Genomic DNA, 20,823 nt, shown 5'->3' with positions numbered 1-20,823 from the left:
AATTGGAAAATACCAAACTCGTAAAAACTAAACAGCTACCTACCCATAAGATAATGTGCATATTATTTTTCTTTTATTCTTTTTTTCAAATATTATCTTTTATAAATGATTCTGGCCAGAATTTTATAGATTTTTCAAAGCATTTTAATAGTATAATAACTATTTTAATATATTTTGTGGGTATAATATCAATATTTGAGAACTTAAATAAATATTTCAAAGAGCAAGTTATACTATTTATCTTGTTAAGTTTATTTTTTTATGTATACCAGTTTATCCATGGGAGCTACATCAATTTCTTTTTTATACTTTTTTTAGCATTTGTTTTCGGAGACAATATAAAAGAAATATATATATCAATTATGTGGGGAATGATTTGTGGAACTATTTTTGTAGTATTGTTAGTGTTTACTGGTACTATAGAAAATAGCGTAGAAGGATTTAGAAATAATAGCATCGAACGTAATAGCATGGGGTTTTATGGCTTGATGATATTTGGAAGAATCATAAGAGTAATTGCTATGCTTCACATTCTGATCTCGGATAAAATAAAAATTAAATATGCAATGCTAATAATTGGTGCTAGTATTTTTGCTTATTTAGTGACTAAAACTAGATCTGAATTATTTGTCACTTTAATTATATATTGTATTCCTTTACTTATTAAAATTTTTACAAAACGTAATATTGTAAATTTTTTCTACAGATTTAATATATTTTTACTAATTTCAATACCAATAATATCAGTTTTAACTGGAAAATTTTATTATAGTTCACTTACTCTTCAAAAGCTTAGTGAATTCACAACTGGAAGACTGATATATTCTGCGAATTTATGGAAACAATTACCGTTTAAATTTTTTGGTAATAGTAATTATTTATTCTCTAATGGTTTGACAAAATCAGATGTAGGATATTTTTATAATTTTGTTGATAATGGTTGGGATCATTTGATTTTACTACAAGGACTGCTTAGTTTTTTTATTTTTATGGTTGTATCTTTTGTATTGTTGCAAAAATTTAAAATATATAATAAATATAAACAAATAATTTTATTTACAATTTTAATTTTTCTTTTTACAGTTTCGCAATCTGTAATGTTCAATGTAGTCATAAATCCTTTATTATTACAGTTGGGGCTGATATTTAAAAAGACATCTAGTATAGGAAAGCGTGAGTATATTTGAAGAAAGTTATTTTTGTGTTAGACAGATTGGATATGGGTGGACTACAAAATGTTAATGTGACTTTAGCAAATGAATTGTCTGAAAATTCTAGTTACCAAATATTTATATATTCTTTGCAAAAAAAAGTTTCATTTTATAAAGTAAGCCATAAAGTAGCATTGGTATATGGAGAAAATAATCTAGATAAATATTTTGTATTGCTTTTAAAAGTAATTAATTTTATATTCAAAAAATTTATGAAGAAGGATAGTAACATTGTTAGAAACTATCAAATATTTAAATTAAAAAAATTCATGAAAAAATATAGTATAAATACAGTGGTACTCAACGGACCAGCTCTTTTATTTGCTAATAAGTTTGATAATAAAATTTATAATGTATTAATGTGGATGCATAATAATTCGGAAAAATATTTAAATGATTATTTTTCTATTAGTCGTAAATTATTGATTAATTGTATGAAGTCTGCTGATAAATTAGTTGTTTTGACAAATTCAGATCAACAAGACTATTCACATTTTTCAAATAATGTAGTTAAAATCTATAATCCTTTGACTTTAGATAATATAAAACTATCAAATTTAGATAAAAATATTATATTAATGGTCGGCAGAATAGATATACGACATAAAGGACTAGACTATTTGATTGAAATTTCAAAGCAAATACCTGATAATTGGCAAATTAATTTGGTTGGAGATGGTAGTCCACAAGATATAAAATGGTTAGAAAATCAAATAGAAAAAAATAATTTAAATGAGTCAATAAAACTATTAGGAAAAAAAAGTAAAGAACAACTAAGAGAAATTTACTCAAATGCATCATTATATCTAATGACTAGCAGATGGGAAGGATTTGGGTTAGTTTTAACTGAAGCAATGAGTGCTGGACTTCCTATAATTGCTTTTGAGCAAAAAGGATCTATAGAAATTCTAAACGATGGAGAATACGGTATTTTGATAAATAAAAAAGATACCAAAAATATGATTAAATGTATAAATCTATTAATTGATAACTACTCGCTAAGAAAAGAATATCAAAAAAAATCTCTAAAAAGGATAAAAGATTTTGAAATAAAAAATATAATTGATATATGGGATGAAATTTTATAATATTTCCAAAGATTGGAGGTTTTTTCTATTAATTCAAGTTTGAAAAATGGTTTCTTTTATACAGCTATAGGTAAGTTTAGTTTAGTTTTTACAAATTTATTAGTAAATGCAATTCTTTCTAGAATCCTTACACCATCTGAATATGGTGTAGTTGCCATTGTACAAGTATTTATACTATTTTTTCAAATACTTGTTGAGGCTGGAATAGGTCCAGCTATTATACAGAATAAAAATTTAAATAATAAAGAAATTTCTATATTATTTAATTATTCTATAATTTTTGCGTTTATATTGTCTATGTTTTTTGGTTTTTTTGGTATAGTTTTAGCAAAAATATATCAAAATAATATATATTTAAATTTATCTTGGGTACAATCTATAGCCATTTTTTTTAATGGATTAAATGTTGTTCCATCTGCAATATTAAATAAGAATAAGCAATTTAAAACTATAAATTTTAATCAAATTTTATCTAGTTTTTTTAGTGGGTTAATTGGTATATTTTTTGCAATAAAAGGTTATGGAGTTTACTCCTTAGTTTTTAGTGCTATTGGTTTGTCTTTTTTATTTTTCATATTAAATTTTATTAGAGCAAGTATAGTACTAACAAAAAAATTAGACACCATTGTTATGAGAAAAATTTTAGGCTTTTCTATTTACCAATTCTCTTTTAATTTTATTAATTATTTTTCTAGAAATTCCGATAATATTTTAATTGGTAAATTTTTAGGCCCGATTGATTTAGGAAATTATAGTAAAGCGTATCAATTATTGATGATGCCAAATAGTGTTCTTTTAGGGATAATTAATCCTGTTTTGCAACCTGTGCTATCAGATTATCAAGATGATGTAGAAACTATTAAAAAGACATATTTAAAAATTGTTCGTTTTTTGGCGTTGATTGGAATATCTTTATCTGTGTTTTTATCTTTATTTTCTAAATCAATTATATACTTTATTTTTGGTAAACAATGGGGATTAGCCGTCTTTCCATTTCAAATCTTGGCAACGACTGTATGGATACAAATGACATTATCTTCAACCGGCGCAATTTTTCAATCACGAAATAAAACAAAAGATTTGTTTTTAACTGGATTACTCTCAGCTATTATTTTAGTAGGAAGTATTTCAATTGGAATATTGACTAATGATTTAAATAAGCTAAGTATTATTTTAACTGTTGGATTTTATATTAATTATTTTGTTAATTTTTCTTTAGTTATGAAATTAGCGTTAGATGATAATTTGTTCACTTTGCTAAAAGAATTAAGAATTCCAATATTAATAGGGTTTATTGAATTTTTAGTTTTATATGTTACTAAATTTATTTTACCTAGTTCTCTAAACGTATTTATTGACTTGTTGATTTCGGGTGTAATATTTGTAATTATTTTCGCAATATTATTATTTGTAACAGGTGAGTATAAAAAAATATTATTATTATTATCTAAAGAGTGAGGAGTTATCACATGAAAAAAGTACGTAAAGCAATTATCCCAGCAGCAGGTTTGGGGACAAGATTTTTACCTGCAACAAAAGCTATTGCAAAAGAAATGTTACCTATCGTTGATAAACCAACGATTCAATTTATTGTAGAAGAAGCTTTAGCTTCAGGTATAGAAGATATTTTAATTGTTACTGGTAAAGCAAAACGTCCAATCGAAGATCACTTTGATTCAAACTTTGAATTAGAACATAATTTAGAGTCAAAAAATAAAAAAGAATTATTAGCACTAGTTGAAGAAACAACTGGTATTAATCTACACTTTGTGCGTCAAAAACGTCCTTTAGGATTAGGTCATGCAGTTTTACAAGGTAAAGCGTTTGTTGGAGATGAGCCATTCGTAGTTATGCTTGGTGATGATATTATGGAAGATAAAATTCCATTAACAAAACAATTGATTAATGACTACGATAAAACAACAGCTTCAACGCTTGCTGTAATGAAAGTACCTCACGAAGATACATCTAAATATGGGATTATTGCACCAGATGAAAAAGTAGGACCTCATTTATATGGAGTAGATCATTTTGTTGAGAAACCAAAACCTGAAGAAGCACCAAGTGATCTAGCTATCATTGGTCGTTACTTATTGCGTCCTGAAATTTTTACTATTTTAGAAAATCAAGAGCCAGGTGCTGGTAATGAAATCCAGCTTACAGATGCTATAGATGAACTAAATAAAACTCAACGTGTGTTTGCTCACGAATTCAAAGGTAAACGTTATGATGTTGGAGATAAATTAGGAATGCTAGAAGCTAATATTGAGTTTGGATTGAAACACCCAGAAATTAAAGATGGACTAAAAGAGTACTTGAAAAAATTGTCTTCTAAATTATAGACTTGTATTTATAGCCTGTTCATATGAACAGGCTATCTTTTTGATAAATTCGTAGTATAATAAATTATACATAATTTAAAGGAGCAAATTAAATGAAAATTTCTGTTTTTGGGCTAGGCTATGTTGGGTTAGCGAATGCCTTATTATTAGGTCAATCGGAAGATGTAGTTGCATATGATATCGTAGACGAAAAAATAAAGATGTTACAAAATAGTGAATCTCCACTAGAAGATAAAGAAATCCATGAATTTATGGAGCGTGATGATTTAAATCTTGAATTTACGACTGAATTTGAGAAAGCCGTAAAGCACGGAGAATTTTTAATTATTGCAACGCCAACAGATTACGATGAAAAGAAAAATTATTTCAATACAAGTACGGTTGAAAATGTAATCGAGCGTGCATTAGCGATTGATCCAAATGCAACTTTTGTAATCAAGTCGACTGTACCAGTAGGGTATACAAAAGAAGTAAAAGAAAAGTTTGGTACCGAAAATATTATTTTCTCTCCAGAATTTTTACGTGAAGGTCGTGCATTATTTGATAACTTGCATCCATCTCGTATCGTCATCGGTGAAAATAGTGAACGTGGTCAAAAATTGGCGAATATGTTCAAACAAAATGCTTGGGATGAAGAAACTCCAGTGTTACTGACAGATTCGACAGAAGCAGAAGCCATCAAATTATTCTCAAACACTTACTTAGCACTACGTGTAGCTTATTTTAATGAATTAGATACCTATGCAGAAGTTCGTGGCTTAGATGCTAAGCAAATCATCGAAGGTGTTGGATTAGATCCACGTATTGGCTCTCATTATAACAATCCTTCATTTGGTTATGGTGGCTATTGTTTACCTAAGGATACGAAGCAGCTACGTGCAAATTACGAAGAAGTTCCAAGTAATATTATTGGTGCAATTGTAGAAGCAAATACGACACGTAAAGATTTTATTGCCGAACAAATTTTAGCAAAATCACCTAAAGTCGTTGGAATCTATCGTTTGACGATGAAAGCCAATTCTGATAATTTCCGTTATTCGTCAATTCAAGGTGTCATGAAACGTTTGAAAGCGAAAGGGACTGAAGTTGTTGTCTTTGAACCGACTTTAGAAGAAGAAACCTTTTATAATTCACGTGTGATTAAGGATTTAAACGAATTTAAACTGATGTCTGATGTGATTGTTTCAAATCGTCTTGAAGATGAAATCAAAGACAGTGCAGATAAAGTGTATACACGCGATTTATTCGGGAAAGATTAATATATATGTAAATTGATAGAGATACGGAAAAAGCTAAAATTTTTTGCTTTTTCTGTGTCTCTAATTTATTAAGTAAACCGACTAACAAAATTATCTTTTGATTCCTAAGGTTGTCCATTGTAGATCCTATTATTGTATAACTATAATAATTTTTCAATCCTTGATTTTTTATTAAAAATTTCTTTGCTTTTTGTTAAAATTTGACATATAATTTAGCTACTATGGACTGCTTTCTAGCTGTAGAATAGGGGATTGAAAGGATGAGGTTTATGAGAAAATGGATACTTGGATTACTTGTTGTCTGTGGACTTTTCTTTGTAAGCGGTTTGACAGTATCGGCAGATTCGGGGATTTCTGCTGATGAGCAACGTATATTAGATGCTTTAAATACAGGAATATCTGTAGGAGGCAAAACGTTTTATCTCGATCAAAAAGATATCACACAAGCGGAGAATCATTTAAAACAAAATGAATTGACTGCATCAGAAGTCAATCAAACAGTCGATTCCATCAATCAAGCCAAGGCATTGATTGCGGCTCAAACGATCGATATGAGTGATATCAATAGCTTATCAGATTTAATCAAAGCATTACCAGCAGATGTTAAAAATCAAGTTAGAGGCTTGATTACAAGTGCTGCGAATGTTTTGGGCTTAACGATCAGTTTAGATGGTGTCGATAGCTATTCGATTACAACCAAGCAAGGCAATACAGCATTTTCTACAGGAAGTCCAGTCAAAAATACGGGAACAACATATATTTATAGTCTTATTGTTTTAGTAGGCTTAGTGCTTACAGCAATAGGAGCGTTCATCATTGGGAGGAAAGCAAGTCTTGCATAATTCTCGTAAATGGTGGAAGCGGATAGGCGCAATGATCATTGCACCTATTCTTTTTTTGGTTATTGGCTATTCTTTGCTTTATGTCATCGGACAGCCAGTCATTCAGCTTGTGAGTTCTTCTGTAGAACTATTTATGCTGAGTGAGCCGCCAAAGTTTGAAACACAAGTTGCTGCATCGACCACCACAGCAACTACAACTCAAACGACTAAAACAAAAGAGACAACGAGCAAAAAAGAGACAGCAAGTAAAAAGACTACAAGCGCAATTACCTATCCAAAAAGTGGGGAAAACTATGGAACTGTAAAGATTCCAGATCTAGGTGTTGAAGAGCCGCTGTATTATGGCGATACTCGCGAAATATTACGTCTGGGTGCAGGTCAGTATATGGGATCGGTTTATCCTGGAGAAGTTGGCACGACATTGATTGGTGCACATAACAATACAACCTTTAATCATATGCTAGTGGGTGAAGCGGGAACGAAAATTATTTTGGAAACGACTTATGGTACGTTTACATACGAAGTAGAAAAACGTGAGATCAAAAATTATCAAGATGCAGAAATTTTAAATCAATTGAATCAGAAAGAACGGAAGCAATTGATCCTTTATACCTGCTATCCGATTTATAGTATCGGGATGACGCAAGATCGTATTTTTGTCACAGCAAAAATGATCGACTCATCAATGAACTAGAGCAATCAATTGGATGATGGAGGGAAATAAGGATGTCGCAAGGAAAGTGGAAACAAAGTGCTCCTAGAATTATTTTAGCGTTTATCGCTACACTCGCGATCGTGAGTACAGTATTGTTGATCACGTTAAAAGCAACGATTTTTAATCAGGAATATATGATCACGCAATCTAAAACATCTGGCTATGTGGCAGAGATCACAAAAGATATCAATGACTATATCCAAGACAATGCGCGTGCGAGTAATATTCCACCAGAAGTAGTGAAAGACAGCGTCAAAGAAGATCTAGTTCAACAAAATGTAAGTTCATTTATTCGCGCGATCTATACGGATGTGCCGTATCGATTGGTTGGGACAGATGCGATCCGCAATAATTTAAATCAATCGATCGAAACGTATGCTAAAGAAAAAAAATTAGACATTACAGATAATGAAACAAAAACGAATATCCAGCATTTCGTGGATGAAAGTGTGACGGTATTCGAACGATACGTAGCGATTCCAACATTTCGTACGTTTGCGAAACAATTGATTAGCTACAATAAACAATTTGTCATGATCATTATTTTAAGTGGGATCTTCTCATTGCTTTTACTGATTGGATTGGTACTCGTCAGTGGTCGGTATCTTCATCGACGCTTGCGTTACTTAGCCTATACATTTGCAGGTTCAGGGCTGATGCTGATCGTTCTACCAACTATTTTATATAAAAGCAATCAAATCGACCATTTAGCGATCCATTCAAAAGCACTATATAGCTTTATTACGATCTATTTAAAAAATGCCTTATTGTTAGTGATTCATTTGGGGATTGGATGTGTAGTTGTGGGTGTGTTAGCAATGATCATGAGTGAAATACTTAGACGGAGAGTGAGTCGTTAGTTACGGCTTGAGGAGGAACTATGGAAGAGACGATTAATATTTTTGAATTGTTTACGATTTTAAAGAAACGTTTATTATTGATTATTGTATTCGCTCTATTGGGTACCGGGATCGCCGGAGGAATCACATTTTTCGTGTTGACTCCACGATATCAAGCAGCAGCTGAATTGATCGTGCAAACGAAGAACGATACAAATACCGGGAGTAACTTGCAATCAGATGTTAGCGCGAATATTATGATGATCAACACTTACAAAGATATGATCAAAGGGAAAATGATTTTGTCACGGGTACAAGAAAACTTAGCAAGTCGCTATCAATATGATCTTAGTGTGGATCAATTGCGTAACATGATCCAAGTATCACAGTCACAAAATTCGCAAGTCTTTCAAATTCAAGCGACATCGATCAATCCAACTCAAGCAGCTGATGTAGCCAACGTCACGGCTGAGATCTTTCAAAAAAGTGTCTTAAAAGCCATTGATGTTAATAAAGTGACGATTACATCAGAAGCTGAGATTCCAACGATCTCGATCTATCCAAAAAATAATTTAAACCTAGCTATTGGTTTTGTTTTAGGAACGGTATTGGGAATCGCGTGTTCATTATTATTAGCGCTTTTAGACAAGACGATTAAAGATGAACGTTTTATTTTAGAAGAAGCTGAATTACCTATTTTAGGTGTGATCAGTGAAGTAAGTAAAAAAGAAATCGTGACTGGAAAGTCTGTTGTATTTGAAATCAAAGGAAAACCAGATGCTATTGACGAGTTGATACATCGATCGGAACCAAGAGTCTAATTTGGAAAGTGTGGAAAAAACATGAATAAGAAAAAACAACCTGTACAAGGAGTTTCACTCGTTTCGATGATCAACAAAAATTCAACTCTAGCAGAAGAGTGTCGTATTATTCGTTCGAATATCCAATTTAGTGCAGTCGATCGAGAAATGAAATCGATTGCGATTACCTCTTCTAGCATGAGTGAAGGAAAATCTACCGTTGCAGCCAATCTTGCTGTACTGTTTGCTGATAGTGGGAAAAAGACATTGCTAGTCGATGGTGACTTACGTCGTCCGACAGTTGCACTAACGTTTAAGCAAAGTAATCATATTGGGCTTTCAACACTACTTACCGATATGAATGGAAGTATTCATGATGTGGTACGTGATAGCAATATCCCTGAATTAAGTATTTTAACAGCAGGACCAAAACCGCCAAATCCTAGTGAGATGTTGAATTCAAATCGCATGCTTGAAGTGATGGAAACATTAGAAGAAATGTTCGATTTGATCATTTACGATCTTCCTCCGATTTCAAATATTACAGATGCACAGATCGTTGCAGCAAGAACGAATGGTACTGTACTAGTAAGTCGTCAGCAACAAACGAAAAAAAGTGAATTTTTAAAAGCAGTCAATTCATTAAAAATGGCAAAAGCAAACGTCATCGGTGTCGTGTACAACGGCATGAAGAAAAATAGCGATAGTTATTATTACTACGGATAAAAAAGTGGTCGCAATAATGCGACCGCTTTTTTGCATTCTATGTGAAGTATGTTAAGATTAAAATGTAAGCGAATAACCATGCTACTACATACTCGAAAGGTTGAGAAAGGAACACATCATATGGCAAAGAAAATAAATCCTGTAGCGGGTGTATCTTTAATGGCATATATTGATAAAAATTCCATACTTGCGGAACAGTGCCGTATCATCCGTTCAAATATTCAATTTAGTTCGATTGATCAACCGATTCAATCGGTGGTCATCACCTCTGCTGCAGCAGGTGAAGGGAAGTCTACCGTGGCCGCTAATTTAGCTGTTGTCTTCGCTGATAGTGGCAAGAAGACATTACTTGTAGACTGTGACTTAAGACGTCCGACTGTAGCGTTGACATTTAAACAATGGAACCATGATGGATTGACGAATCTTATTGGGAAAGGAACGGAGAAAATAGAAGACTTCGTCCACGAGAGTGGTATCGATAATCTATCTATTTTAACCAGTGGTCCGAAACCACCCAATCCAAGTGAAATGTTAGGTTCACAAAGAATGACTGATTTAATGAATGAATTTAAAAAAGAATTTGATTTTATTATCTACGATCTTCCGCCCGTTTCAATCATTACCGATGCGCAAATTATCGCCGCAAAAGCAGATGCAACAGTGCTAGTCGCAAGACAAAATCAAACACAAAAACAAGATTTTTTACAATCCGTAAAGTTATTAAAAATGGCAAAAGCCAATGTTATCGGTGTCGTGTACAATAACGTGAAAAAAAATACTGATAATTATTACTATTATGGTTGAGATAGTCATAATATGACTACCGGTTAGTGTATAATAAGTCGAAAGCAAATGATTAGACAGGAAACCTATGCCCTGTCTGATGATTTGTTTTTTTTATTTTTATAAAATGTGTTTTTTTATATAAATAACTTGGTATAATCATAAAGCAATACAACTTTGAAAAAGTTGAAGGGGAAATACATTTGGGGAGAAAAGTACAATTTCTTAGTACAGCAGCGATTTTAGCGAGTCTTGCAGCGGTGTCGATGACTGTTTCAGCAGATGAGACAACAGGATATACAATGTATCGTTTGTATAATGGAAATAGCGGCGAACATTTTTATACGAAAGATAAACGTGAGCAACAAGAATTAATCAATGCAGGCTGGAGTGCTGAAGGAACAGGTTGGTATGGACCAGAGTCTGGTTCACCAGTTTATCGTTTATACAATAAAAATGCTGGCGATCATCACTATACGATGAGTGCTAAAGAAAAAAATGAATTGGTTCAAGTTGGTTGGTCGGTTGAAGGGATTGGCTGGTATTCTCCAAAGGAAGAGTATAGAAAAACAGTACCGCTTTATCGCGAATATAATCCTAATGTAAAAGCTGGAAGTCATAACTACATATTAAGTGATGGTGAGCATAAAAACTTAGTGAATTTAGGTTGGAAAGATGAGGGTATTGCGTGGTATGGCTTAGCGACGAATGCTCCTGTATTTGAAGGCATGTCTTACTATGATGGCACGTCTCAGTATAATGTTTCTTATGAGCAAACATTAAAACCGTACAAACCGTTAGATGAGATCAAAGCCTATGACTTTTTTGGAAATGAACTTAAAGTCAAATTAGAAAGCAATGTAGATGCGAAAAAACCTGGCGTATATAAAGAAACGTATACTGCTACAGATAGTTTGAACCAATCTACGATTATCAAACGTGATGTAACAATTACAAAGGTGTTTAGCCCGGAAATTAGATATGATACTTATCATTCTGTAAATGTAAATGAAACAATCGATTTACTAGATGGTGTATCAGCTAAGGATTATGCAGGTAAATCTTTAAAAGTAAACGTATTGGGAACAGTAGATACAAGTAAAAAAGGTTACTATTATATTCGCTATTCTGAAGTTGACGAATTCGGAAACGAAACAATCGAAAAATCAACAGTACAAGTTTATTAGTATCACTACAAAAGCAAACGAGTGTATATATGCTCGTTTGCTTTTTTGTGCTGAAATGGAATATTTTAAGTTCTATTTATATCGTTATTTTATTTATTTTTAAAACGTTTTAAAATAGCAATTTATATATAATATATGTTATTTGTTATATAAAAAAATCTCGTTGTTTTCATAAAATTATTATGTAAAAATTAATAAAGCATTAAAAAAATTTAATGGGGGAAGTCTATGAAAAAGAATAAACTTGGTGTGATTATCGCAACAACTGTTATGCTTGGGGGTATAACGTTGGATTTATCGATGACACCTTACAAAATCGTCACAAATGGGGAACGCTACATTACAGCTTATGCAGCAGATAATGTGCAAAAAACAGTAACAGAGCCTGTAAAGATTTCTGAGATGCTGACAAATATTGGAGATTCTAAGCCACTTACAGATCCAACTAACGATCCCGATGCAAAAAGTGAGTATCGTTTGACTGAAAATCTTGATCAACAAGGAGGAGCTATCGTTTATCGTGATCCGATTTCGTTAGAGCATCCGTTTACAGTAAAGGCTCGAATCAATACCGGTCCTAAAGCAGATAATCAAGGTGGAGGAGACGGGATCGCCTTAGTTTTTGCTCGTGGTCCGCTTTTTTCAAAGTCTGAGTCTGAATTAGCAGCGTCATCACTTTCTAAAGGGGAAGGAATGGGGCTAGACAAACGCGATGGTATCGATAATTTCACTGGATTTGTTGGATTTAAAGTAGACACGTACCATAATAGTGCAGATTACAATCCAGCTTCAAAAGCCTACGGAAGCATCATTCGAAATAATGATGCTGGGGAAGTACGAAATTTTGATAATCGTACAGAAGGGACAAAAAGTGGTACAACCTTCCCAGCGGATGTTTCTAGACCTTTAGACATGTATCGAGATATTCTTTTTTCTTACACTGTAGAAGATCAAACTGATGCGGATGGTAATGTAACCAAATTAAAAACGTTAACGATTACCTATGATGAAAGTAACAATCAAGGCTTTAAGACGACTTGGTCGATAAATAATAAAGATTTACCTGCATTTTTTGACAATACGGATCCAGTTTACTTTATGGCATCAGCTAGTACCGGTGGAAATAAAAATCCTCAGTCGATAGAAGTTGATTCTTTAACGTATACGCAAGGGTTTGATCGTACGAAACATCAACCAACATTGAACGATACATTAGTAGAAAACACCAAAACACTAAGTGGTACAGGGATTCCTGGAGATGATATCGTCATTTACGGTAGTGGAGTCGATGCGGATGGTAAAAAAGAAGTACTGGGACGTACGACAGTCAAAGAAGATGGTACGTATAGCTTTGGTGGAGACGGTGAACCTGAACTAAGTCGCCCCTTAGTAAAAGATGAAAAAATCACTGCAGTTGCTGTTTCAAAACCAGACGAAGTTACTGGGAAAATAACGGAAAGTGACCCTGCTACGCAAACTGTTAAAGCGTACAATCCCGCTGACCATGCGATTGCGTTAACTCAACCTAAAAATACAGATACAAGTGTCTCTGGAACAGGAACTCCAGGAGACACGATCGTCTTAAAAGATGCTAATGGAGATACAATTGGTACTACTGTTGTTAAAGCAGATGGCACCTATACAATCGATAACCTTTCACGTCCATTGATTGCGGATGAAACACTTACTGCGACACCTATGACTGGTACAAATGCTGGAACACCAGTTGATACGACGGTAGCTTTTGATAAAGCAAGTCATGTTGCAACAATCGGTGACACGAAAGAAGGCGCAACAAGTGTTACGGGTACGGGAGTCAAAGGTGATACGATCACATTGAAAGATGCTGATGGAAACACATTAGGAACAACTGTCGTCAAAGATGATGGCACGTACACGATCGATAAGTTAACACGTCCATTAAATGTAGATGAAAAAATTACAGCAACACCAACTACAGAAGTTACACAATTAGATGGTACAGTCGTAAAAGAAACCGGAACACCAGGTGATACGACGGTACAATATGATAAAGCACAACACGAAGTAACGATCGATCCGTTAGCAGAAGGTGCGACACAATTAACGGGTACAGGAACTGCGGGCGATGTTATCACGGTCACAAACGGTTCCGTTACTAAAACGACCACAGTGAATCCAGATGGTACGTATACGATTCCTCTTGATACACCAGTCGTATTGGATGAAAAATGGACGGCAACACCAACGACAAATGGAACGCATAAAGGTGATGAAGCAGGACAAACAGTTGCTTACGATAGTGGTCAACACATCGTGACCGTCAACAAACCAGTCGAAGGTACGAATAAAGTAACGGGTACTGGAACTCCTGGTGATACTGTCACTGTAACGGATGCAGCCGGTAATGTACTTGGTGAAGGGAAAGTTGCAGAAGATGGTACGTACAGTGTGACGACCAATCGCGAACTTACTGCCAAAGATGGCGTGATCGTGACCCCAACGACCCAAACAAGTGAAGGTGAAAAAACTGGGATCGCGTCAGAAAAAACAGTTGGTTACGTTGAAAGTTTACACAACGTAACGATCGACCAACCAAAAGAAAAAACAACTGTGGTGACGGGTACTGGTAAAAATGGCGATACGGTTGAAATTAAAGATTCTGAAGGTAAGGTATTAGGAAGTGCAGTCGTCGTAGAGGGTACGTATACTGTTTCCACTAATCGTCCATTGAAAGCAGATGAAAAATTGACTGCAACACCAGTGACGACGGTATTGACGCCTGATTTAAAATCAGAAACGACTCAAGCTGGAAAATCTGAAGAAACGACTGTATTGTATGATGCAACGAAGCATACTGTACAACCTAATACTCCAACAGATATGGTCCAAGAAGTAACAGGTAAAGGAACTCCAGGAGATACAATCACTGTAACGGATAAAAATGGAACAGAACTTGGTACAGGTTTTGTGGATGATCAAGGGAATTTTGTTGTCGAAACAAACCGTCCATTAGATCCAGGCGAAACATTGCAAGTAACGCCAAGTACTGGAGAGAATAAAGGGACTGCAACACCTACGACCGTCGAGTACGATGAAGATGCGCACAAAGTAAAAGCAAATACACCAGTCGACACAAAACCTGAAGTTACAGGTACCGGTGTAGCAGGCGATACGGTGACGGTTCTAGATAAAGATGGAAAAGAAATCGGAACAGGGAAAGTCGATTCTGAAGGAAACTTTGCGGTTACGACAACACGTCCACTTGTTCCAGGTGAAGATTTGACGTTGGTACCAAGTACCGGAAGCAATAAAGGTACACCAACTGCAACAACAGTGGACTATGATAAAGCTGGACACACTGTGACACCAAATACGCCAGTGGATACGAAACCTGAAGTCACAGGTACTGGGATTGTAGGCGACACGGTAACGGTAACGGATAAAGCTGGAAAAGAGATCGGAACGGGAACGGTCGATACAGATGGTAATTTTGCGATTACAACAACACGTCCATTAGTTCCAGGTGAAAACTTAACAGTAACACCAAGTACCGATGGCAATATCGGAACCGCTGCGCCTACGACTGTCACTTACGATAAAGATGGTCATAAAGTAACAGCTGATACACCAAACGATATGACTCCAGAAGTCACAGGTAAAGGAGTTCCAGGAGATACGGTAACCGTAACGGATAAAGATGGAAAAGAAATCGGAACGGGAACGGTTGATACAGATGGTAATTTTGTAGTCGAAACCACACGTCCACTTGTTCCAGGTGAAGAATTAACGGTCACACCAAGTACTGGTGACAATACAGGGACACCAACAAATACAACTGTTTCATACGATAAAGATGGTCATAAAGCAACACCAAATACACCAGTCGATACAAAACCAGAAGTGACAGGTAAAGGTGTCGCAGGCGATACGATCACTGTAACGGATAAAGATGGAAAAGAAATCGGGACCGGAACAGTTGATAAAGATGGCAATTTTGTAGTCGAAACGACACGTCCGCTTGTTCCAGGTGAAAGCTTGACAGTGACGCCAAGTACTGGCGATAATGTGGCAACACCAACGGATACAACAGTCGATTATGATAAAGCTGGACATACACCAACTGTAGAAACACCAGTCGACACGAAACCAGAAGTGACGGGAACTGGAGTAGCAGGTGATACCATTATCGTAACGGATAAAGATGGAAAAGAAATCGGAACGGGAACGGTTGATAAAGATGGGAATTACGCTATCGAAACCACACGCCCATTAGTGCCAGGTGAAAACTTAACGGTTACACCAAAAACAGGTGATAATACTGGAACACCAGCGGATACAACTGTTTCGTACGATAAAGATGGTCATAAAGTGACACCAGAAACACCAAAAGAAGGCGATACAGCAGTTAGTGGAACGGGAACGCCAGGCGATACCGTTGTTGTAACGGATAAAGATGGCAACAAACTTGGTGAAGGAGTTGTCGATAAAGATGGGAACTTTACCGTTGATCTAGATCGCGAAGTAAAACCAGGTGAAGACTTGACCTTGACACCAAATACCGGTGACAACAAAGGAACACCAACTACTGTTGAAGCGGACTACGATAAAGCCGCGCATAAAGTGACACCAAATACACCAGTCGATACAAAACCAGAAGTAACAGGTAAAGGTGTAGCTGGTGATACGGTAACCGTAACGGATAAAGATGGCAAAGAGATCGGAACAGGTACTGTCGATAAAGATGGTAATTTTGTAGTCGAAACAACACGTCCACTTGTTCCAGGTGAAAAATTAGTTGTGACACCAAGTACAGGTGATAACATTGGAACACCAACCGATACTACAGTAGACTATGATGAAGCTGGACACAAGCCAACTGTGAATGCCCCAACAGATACGAAACCAGAAGTAACGGGAACCGGAACACCAGGTGATGCGATTGTTGTAACCGATAAAGATGGCAAAGAAATCGGGACCGGAACGGTTGATAAAGATGGAAATTACACTGTCGAAACTACACGTCCATTAGTACCAGGTGAAGAATTAGTTGTGACACCAAATACCGGTGACAACAAAGGAACACCAACCGATATAACGGTTTCATATGATAAAGATGCACACAAACCAACAGTAGAGACACCAGTGGATACGAAACCAGAAGTAACGGGAAGTGGAACACCAGGTGATACCATTGTCGTAACGGATAAAGATGGCAAAGAAATCGGAACGGGAACGGTTGATAAAGACGGAAATTACATTGTCGAAACCACACGTCCATTAGTTCCAGGCGAAAACTTGACCGTGACACCAAATACCGGTGACAACAAAGGAACACCAACCGATACTACGGTTTCATATGATAAAGATGGCCATAAAGTAACACCAGAAGCACCAAAAGAAGGCGATACGAGTGTTAGTGGAACTGGAACACCAGGTGACAAAGTTGTGGTAACAGATAAAGACGGCAACAAACTTGGTGAAGGAATCGTCGATAAAGATGGAAATGTTACAGTCGATCTAGATCGTGAAGTCAAACCAGGTGAAGAGTTGACCTTGACACCGAATACTGGAACCAATGTCGGAACTCCAACAACAACGACACCGAAGTATGATCAAGATACACACAAACCAACAGTAGAGACACCAGTGGATACAAAACCCGAAGTAACGGGAACTGGAGTACCAGGAGACACGATCGTTGTAACCGATAAAGATGGAAAAGAAATCGGGACAGGAACGGTTGATAAAGATGGAAATTATGCTATCACAACCACACGTCCATTAGTACCAGGTGAAGAATTAGTTGTGACACCAAATACCGGTGACAATAAAGGAACACCAACGGATACAACGGTTTCATATGATCCAGATGGTCATAAAGTAACGCCAACAACACCAACAGAAGGCGATACGAGTGTTAGTGGAACTGGAACACCAGGTGATAAAGTTGTGGTGACGGATAAAGACGGCAACAAACTTGGTGAAGGGACCGTTGATAAAGACGGAAACTTTACCGTTGATTTAGATCGTGAAGTCAAACCAGGCGAAGCATTGACTGTGACACCAAATACTGGAGATAATAAAGGCCCGGCAGCAACCGTTGTAGCAGATGAAAAACCGGCAACTTATAATCCAAATGACCATAAAGTAACGCCAACGACACCAACAGAAGGCGATACAAGTGTTAGCGGAACTGGAACACCAGGTGATACGGTCGTCGTAACGGATAAAGATGGCAACAAACTTGGCGAAGGGACTGTGGATAAAGACGGAAACTTTACAGTTGATCTAGGACGTGAAGTCAAACCAGGCGAAGCATTGACTGTGACACCAAGTACTGGAGATAATAAAGGTCCAGCAGCAACCGTTGTAGCAAATGAAAAACCGGCAACATACAACCCAGCTGAACACGTTATCAGTGCGACAAAACCAACAGAAGGCGATACGAGCGTTAGTGGAACTGGAACACCAGGCGATACAGTAACGGTAACAGATAAAGCTGGTACGGTAATCGGAAGTGGTACAGTAAATCCTGATGGCAGCTTTACGATTCCAGTCAATCGTCCATTAGTGAAAGATGAAGTCGTAACGTTGACCCCTTCTACAGGTGACAACAAAGGAACTCCAACAAATGAGATTGTAAATGGAAAATCTACACCTGTTGAGCCAGCACATAAAGCAACTGTGGCAAAACCAACAGAAGGTGATACAAGTGTTAGCGGAACTGGAACACCAGGTGATACAGTCATCATTAAAGATGCTGCGGGTAACCAAATCGGTAAAGGTACTGTCGATGCGAACGGGAACTATACTGCACCAGTAAGTCGTCCCTTAGTTGCTGATGAACTTATCAGTGTGACGCCGATGACTGGAGAAAAAGCGGGAACTACGACAAAAGAAATCGTCGATAAAAAAGCAGCTCCAGTTGAAGAAGCGCATAAAGTTGCTGTAGTAAAACCAACAGAGGGCGATACAAGTGTTAGCGGAACTGGAGTACCTGGAGATAAAGTCGTGATCACGGATGCGAATGGTAACCAACTTGGAAGTGGTGTCGTGGACGCGAACGGAAACTATACAGTCCCAGTGAGTCGCCCATTAGTTAAAAATGAAGGTATCATTGTGACACCAATGACTGGAGAACAAGCAGGGATCGCAACAAAAGAAATCGTTGATGAAAAAGCAACAACTCCAGAAGCACATAAAGTTGCCGTAGTAAAACCAATAGAAGGCGATACAAGTGTACGTGGAACGGGAGTACCTGGAGACAAAGTCGTGATCACGGATGCAAATGGCAATCAACTTGGGAGTGGTGTCGTGGATGCAAATGGAAATTATACAGTTCCAGTAAGTCGTCCATTAACTGCAAACGAGATGATCGTTGTAACACCAATGACTGGAGAACAAGCGGGAATCGCAACAAAAGAAATCGTTGATGAAAAAGCGAAACCAGTTGAAGAAGCACATAAAGTCGTTGTAGATAAACCAATTGAAAACGACACAGAAGTAACAGGAACTGGAACACCAGGAGACACAGTAGTCGTTACGGATGCGAATGGAAAACAAATTGGAACAGGTACTGTCGATGCCAATGGAAATTATAGCGTTTCAGTACGCCCATTAGTAAAAGACGAAATAATCAACGTGACACCGGTAACGAACGGTCAAGCAGGTATTACAACGAAAGAAATCGTTGAAGAAGAATCAGCACCCGTTGATGTAGCTGATCAATTGACGATCGAAAAACCACTTGAAGGTGCAACGACTGTTAGTGGAACTGGCATACCAGAAGATACGATCGTCATTACAGATGCTAAAGGAAATCAATTAGGTACAGCTGTAGTGGATGCAGATGGAAATTATACTGTTTCAGTCAATCGACCACTTATAGCAAATGAAACGATTACCGCAACAGCAGTAACAGATGGCAAAGCTGGCGAAAGTATTGATGAAATCGTTCAAGAAAAAACATACAATACAAATGACCACAAAGTAACTCCAACAACACCAGTCGCTGGCGATAAAGTCGTAACAGGAACCGGAACACCAGGCGACAACGTGACAGTAACGGATAAAGACGGCAACAAACTTGGTGAAGGCACTGTCGATAAAGATGGGAACTTTACAGTTGAACTAGACCGTGAAGTCAAACCAGGTGAAGAACTAACAATCACACCAAGTACTGGCGACAACAAAGGTCCAGTGGCTAATGTAACGGTGAAAGACACAACACCAGAATACAATGCCGCAGACCACAAAGTAACTCCAACAACACCAGTTGCTGGCGATAAAGTCGTAACAGGTAAAGGAACACCAGGCGACAACGTGACAGTAACCGATAAAGACGGTAATAAACTTGGTGAAGGCACTGTCGATAAAGATGGAAACTTTACAGTTGAACTAGATCGTGAAGTCAAAACTGGTGAAGAATTAGCGATCACACCAAGTACTGGCGACAACAAAGGTCCAGTGGCTAATGTAACGGTGAAAGCTGCTCAAGATGATTCTCTAACTGTGAAAAAACCAGTTACAGGAGATACATCAATCAGTGGAACTGGTAAACCAGGTACTACGATTATAGTAATCGATAAAACTGGAACAACATTAGGAACTGGAACGGTAGACACCAAAGGTCAATTTGTGATCAACTTGAACCGTCCATTAACACTAGGTGAAGAAATCACGATTTCATCTAATGACGGAGAACAACAAAAAGTTACAGTTGGATCAAAATTATCCGGAACTGGATTTGGTCACTTAACCAATACAGGTTCAGGTACTTCTACCAATAGTAATCCTTTTGCAAGTGGATCAAGTACTGGATACAAACCAAGTACGACATCTTACAAATCATTACCATCAACAAATGAGAAAGTCTCTATCGGTACGACGATTGCAGGCGCATTCGCTGTATTATCAAGTTTTGCTTTAGCGATCTTCTCAAGAAACAAACGTAAAGAGTAATTAAAAATATATAGGAAAAAAAATCGACCATAGCTCATAGCTATGGTCGATTTTTATTTTTTCATGATTGTAGCTAGGTCTGATTTAC

Annotated in this window: 13 protein-coding genes; all 13 read left to right on the top strand. The window is 36.5% G+C overall.

Going from position 1 to position 20,823, the window contains the following annotated elements:
- The first annotated feature begins 2 nt into the window (after positions 1-2).
- On the top strand, positions 3-1,187 hold the full coding sequence (locus I573_RS01155) for a hypothetical protein (RefSeq protein ID WP_016184730.1): 1,185 nt from the start codon (positions 3-5) through the stop codon (positions 1,185-1,187).
- Positions 1,184-2,299 (top strand): glycosyltransferase, encoded by a 1,116-nt coding sequence (locus tag I573_RS01150; RefSeq protein ID WP_016184729.1) that lies wholly within the window; start codon positions 1,184-1,186, stop codon positions 2,297-2,299. The genes I573_RS01155 and I573_RS01150 overlap by 4 nt, the downstream gene beginning before the upstream one ends.
- Positions 2,300-2,338: 39 nt before the next feature.
- Positions 2,339-3,757, top strand: coding sequence for a lipopolysaccharide biosynthesis protein (locus I573_RS01145; RefSeq protein ID WP_245555053.1), 1,419 nt, complete (start codon positions 2,339-2,341; stop codon positions 3,755-3,757).
- An 11-nt stretch (positions 3,758-3,768) separates the two neighbouring features.
- Complete coding sequence (gene galU, locus I573_RS01140) at positions 3,769-4,641, top strand: UTP--glucose-1-phosphate uridylyltransferase GalU (protein ID WP_016184727.1); 873 nt, start codon at positions 3,769-3,771, stop codon at positions 4,639-4,641.
- A gap of 92 nt (positions 4,642-4,733) precedes the next feature.
- Positions 4,734-5,900 carry a nucleotide sugar dehydrogenase gene (locus tag I573_RS01135; RefSeq protein WP_016184726.1) on the top strand — a complete coding sequence of 389 codons (1,167 nt, stop codon included), beginning with the start codon at positions 4,734-4,736 and terminating at the stop codon, positions 5,898-5,900.
- Between the two features lie 269 nt (positions 5,901-6,169).
- Positions 6,170-6,742, top strand: coding sequence for a hypothetical protein (locus I573_RS01130; RefSeq protein ID WP_016184725.1), 573 nt, complete (start codon positions 6,170-6,172; stop codon positions 6,740-6,742).
- Positions 6,717-7,436 carry a class D sortase gene (locus I573_RS01125; protein ID WP_245555052.1) on the top strand — a complete coding sequence of 240 codons (720 nt, stop codon included), beginning with the start codon at positions 6,717-6,719 and terminating at the stop codon, positions 7,434-7,436. The genes I573_RS01130 and I573_RS01125 overlap by 26 nt, the downstream gene beginning before the upstream one ends.
- Positions 7,437-7,468: 32 nt before the next feature.
- Positions 7,469-8,317, top strand: a complete 849-nt coding sequence (locus I573_RS01120) for a hypothetical protein (RefSeq protein WP_016184723.1) — start codon at positions 7,469-7,471, stop codon at positions 8,315-8,317.
- Between the two features lie 20 nt (positions 8,318-8,337).
- Complete coding sequence (locus I573_RS01115; protein WP_016184722.1) at positions 8,338-9,117, top strand: YveK family protein; 780 nt, start codon at positions 8,338-8,340, stop codon at positions 9,115-9,117.
- Between the two features lie 21 nt (positions 9,118-9,138).
- On the top strand, positions 9,139-9,822 hold the full coding sequence (locus tag I573_RS01110; RefSeq protein ID WP_016184721.1) for a CpsD/CapB family tyrosine-protein kinase: 684 nt from the start codon (positions 9,139-9,141) through the stop codon (positions 9,820-9,822).
- 120 nt (positions 9,823-9,942) lie between these two features.
- Positions 9,943-10,626, top strand: a complete 684-nt coding sequence (locus I573_RS01105) for a CpsD/CapB family tyrosine-protein kinase (protein WP_016184720.1) — start codon at positions 9,943-9,945, stop codon at positions 10,624-10,626.
- A 182-nt stretch (positions 10,627-10,808) separates the two neighbouring features.
- Positions 10,809-11,792 (top strand): immunoglobulin-like domain-containing protein, encoded by a 984-nt coding sequence (locus I573_RS01100; protein ID WP_016184719.1) that lies wholly within the window; start codon positions 10,809-10,811, stop codon positions 11,790-11,792.
- 228 nt (positions 11,793-12,020) lie between these two features.
- Positions 12,021-20,735, top strand: coding sequence for an Ig-like domain-containing protein (locus tag I573_RS01095; RefSeq protein WP_016184718.1), 8,715 nt, complete (start codon positions 12,021-12,023; stop codon positions 20,733-20,735).
- Positions 20,736-20,823 lie beyond the last annotated feature (88 nt).

This window comes from Enterococcus sulfureus ATCC 49903 (assembly GCF_000407605.1).
Taxonomy (GTDB): Bacteria; Bacillota; Bacilli; order Lactobacillales; family Enterococcaceae; genus Enterococcus_G; species Enterococcus_G sulfureus.
Note: the sequence above shows the minus strand (reverse complement) of the source record. Positions and strands in the feature narration are given on the sequence as shown.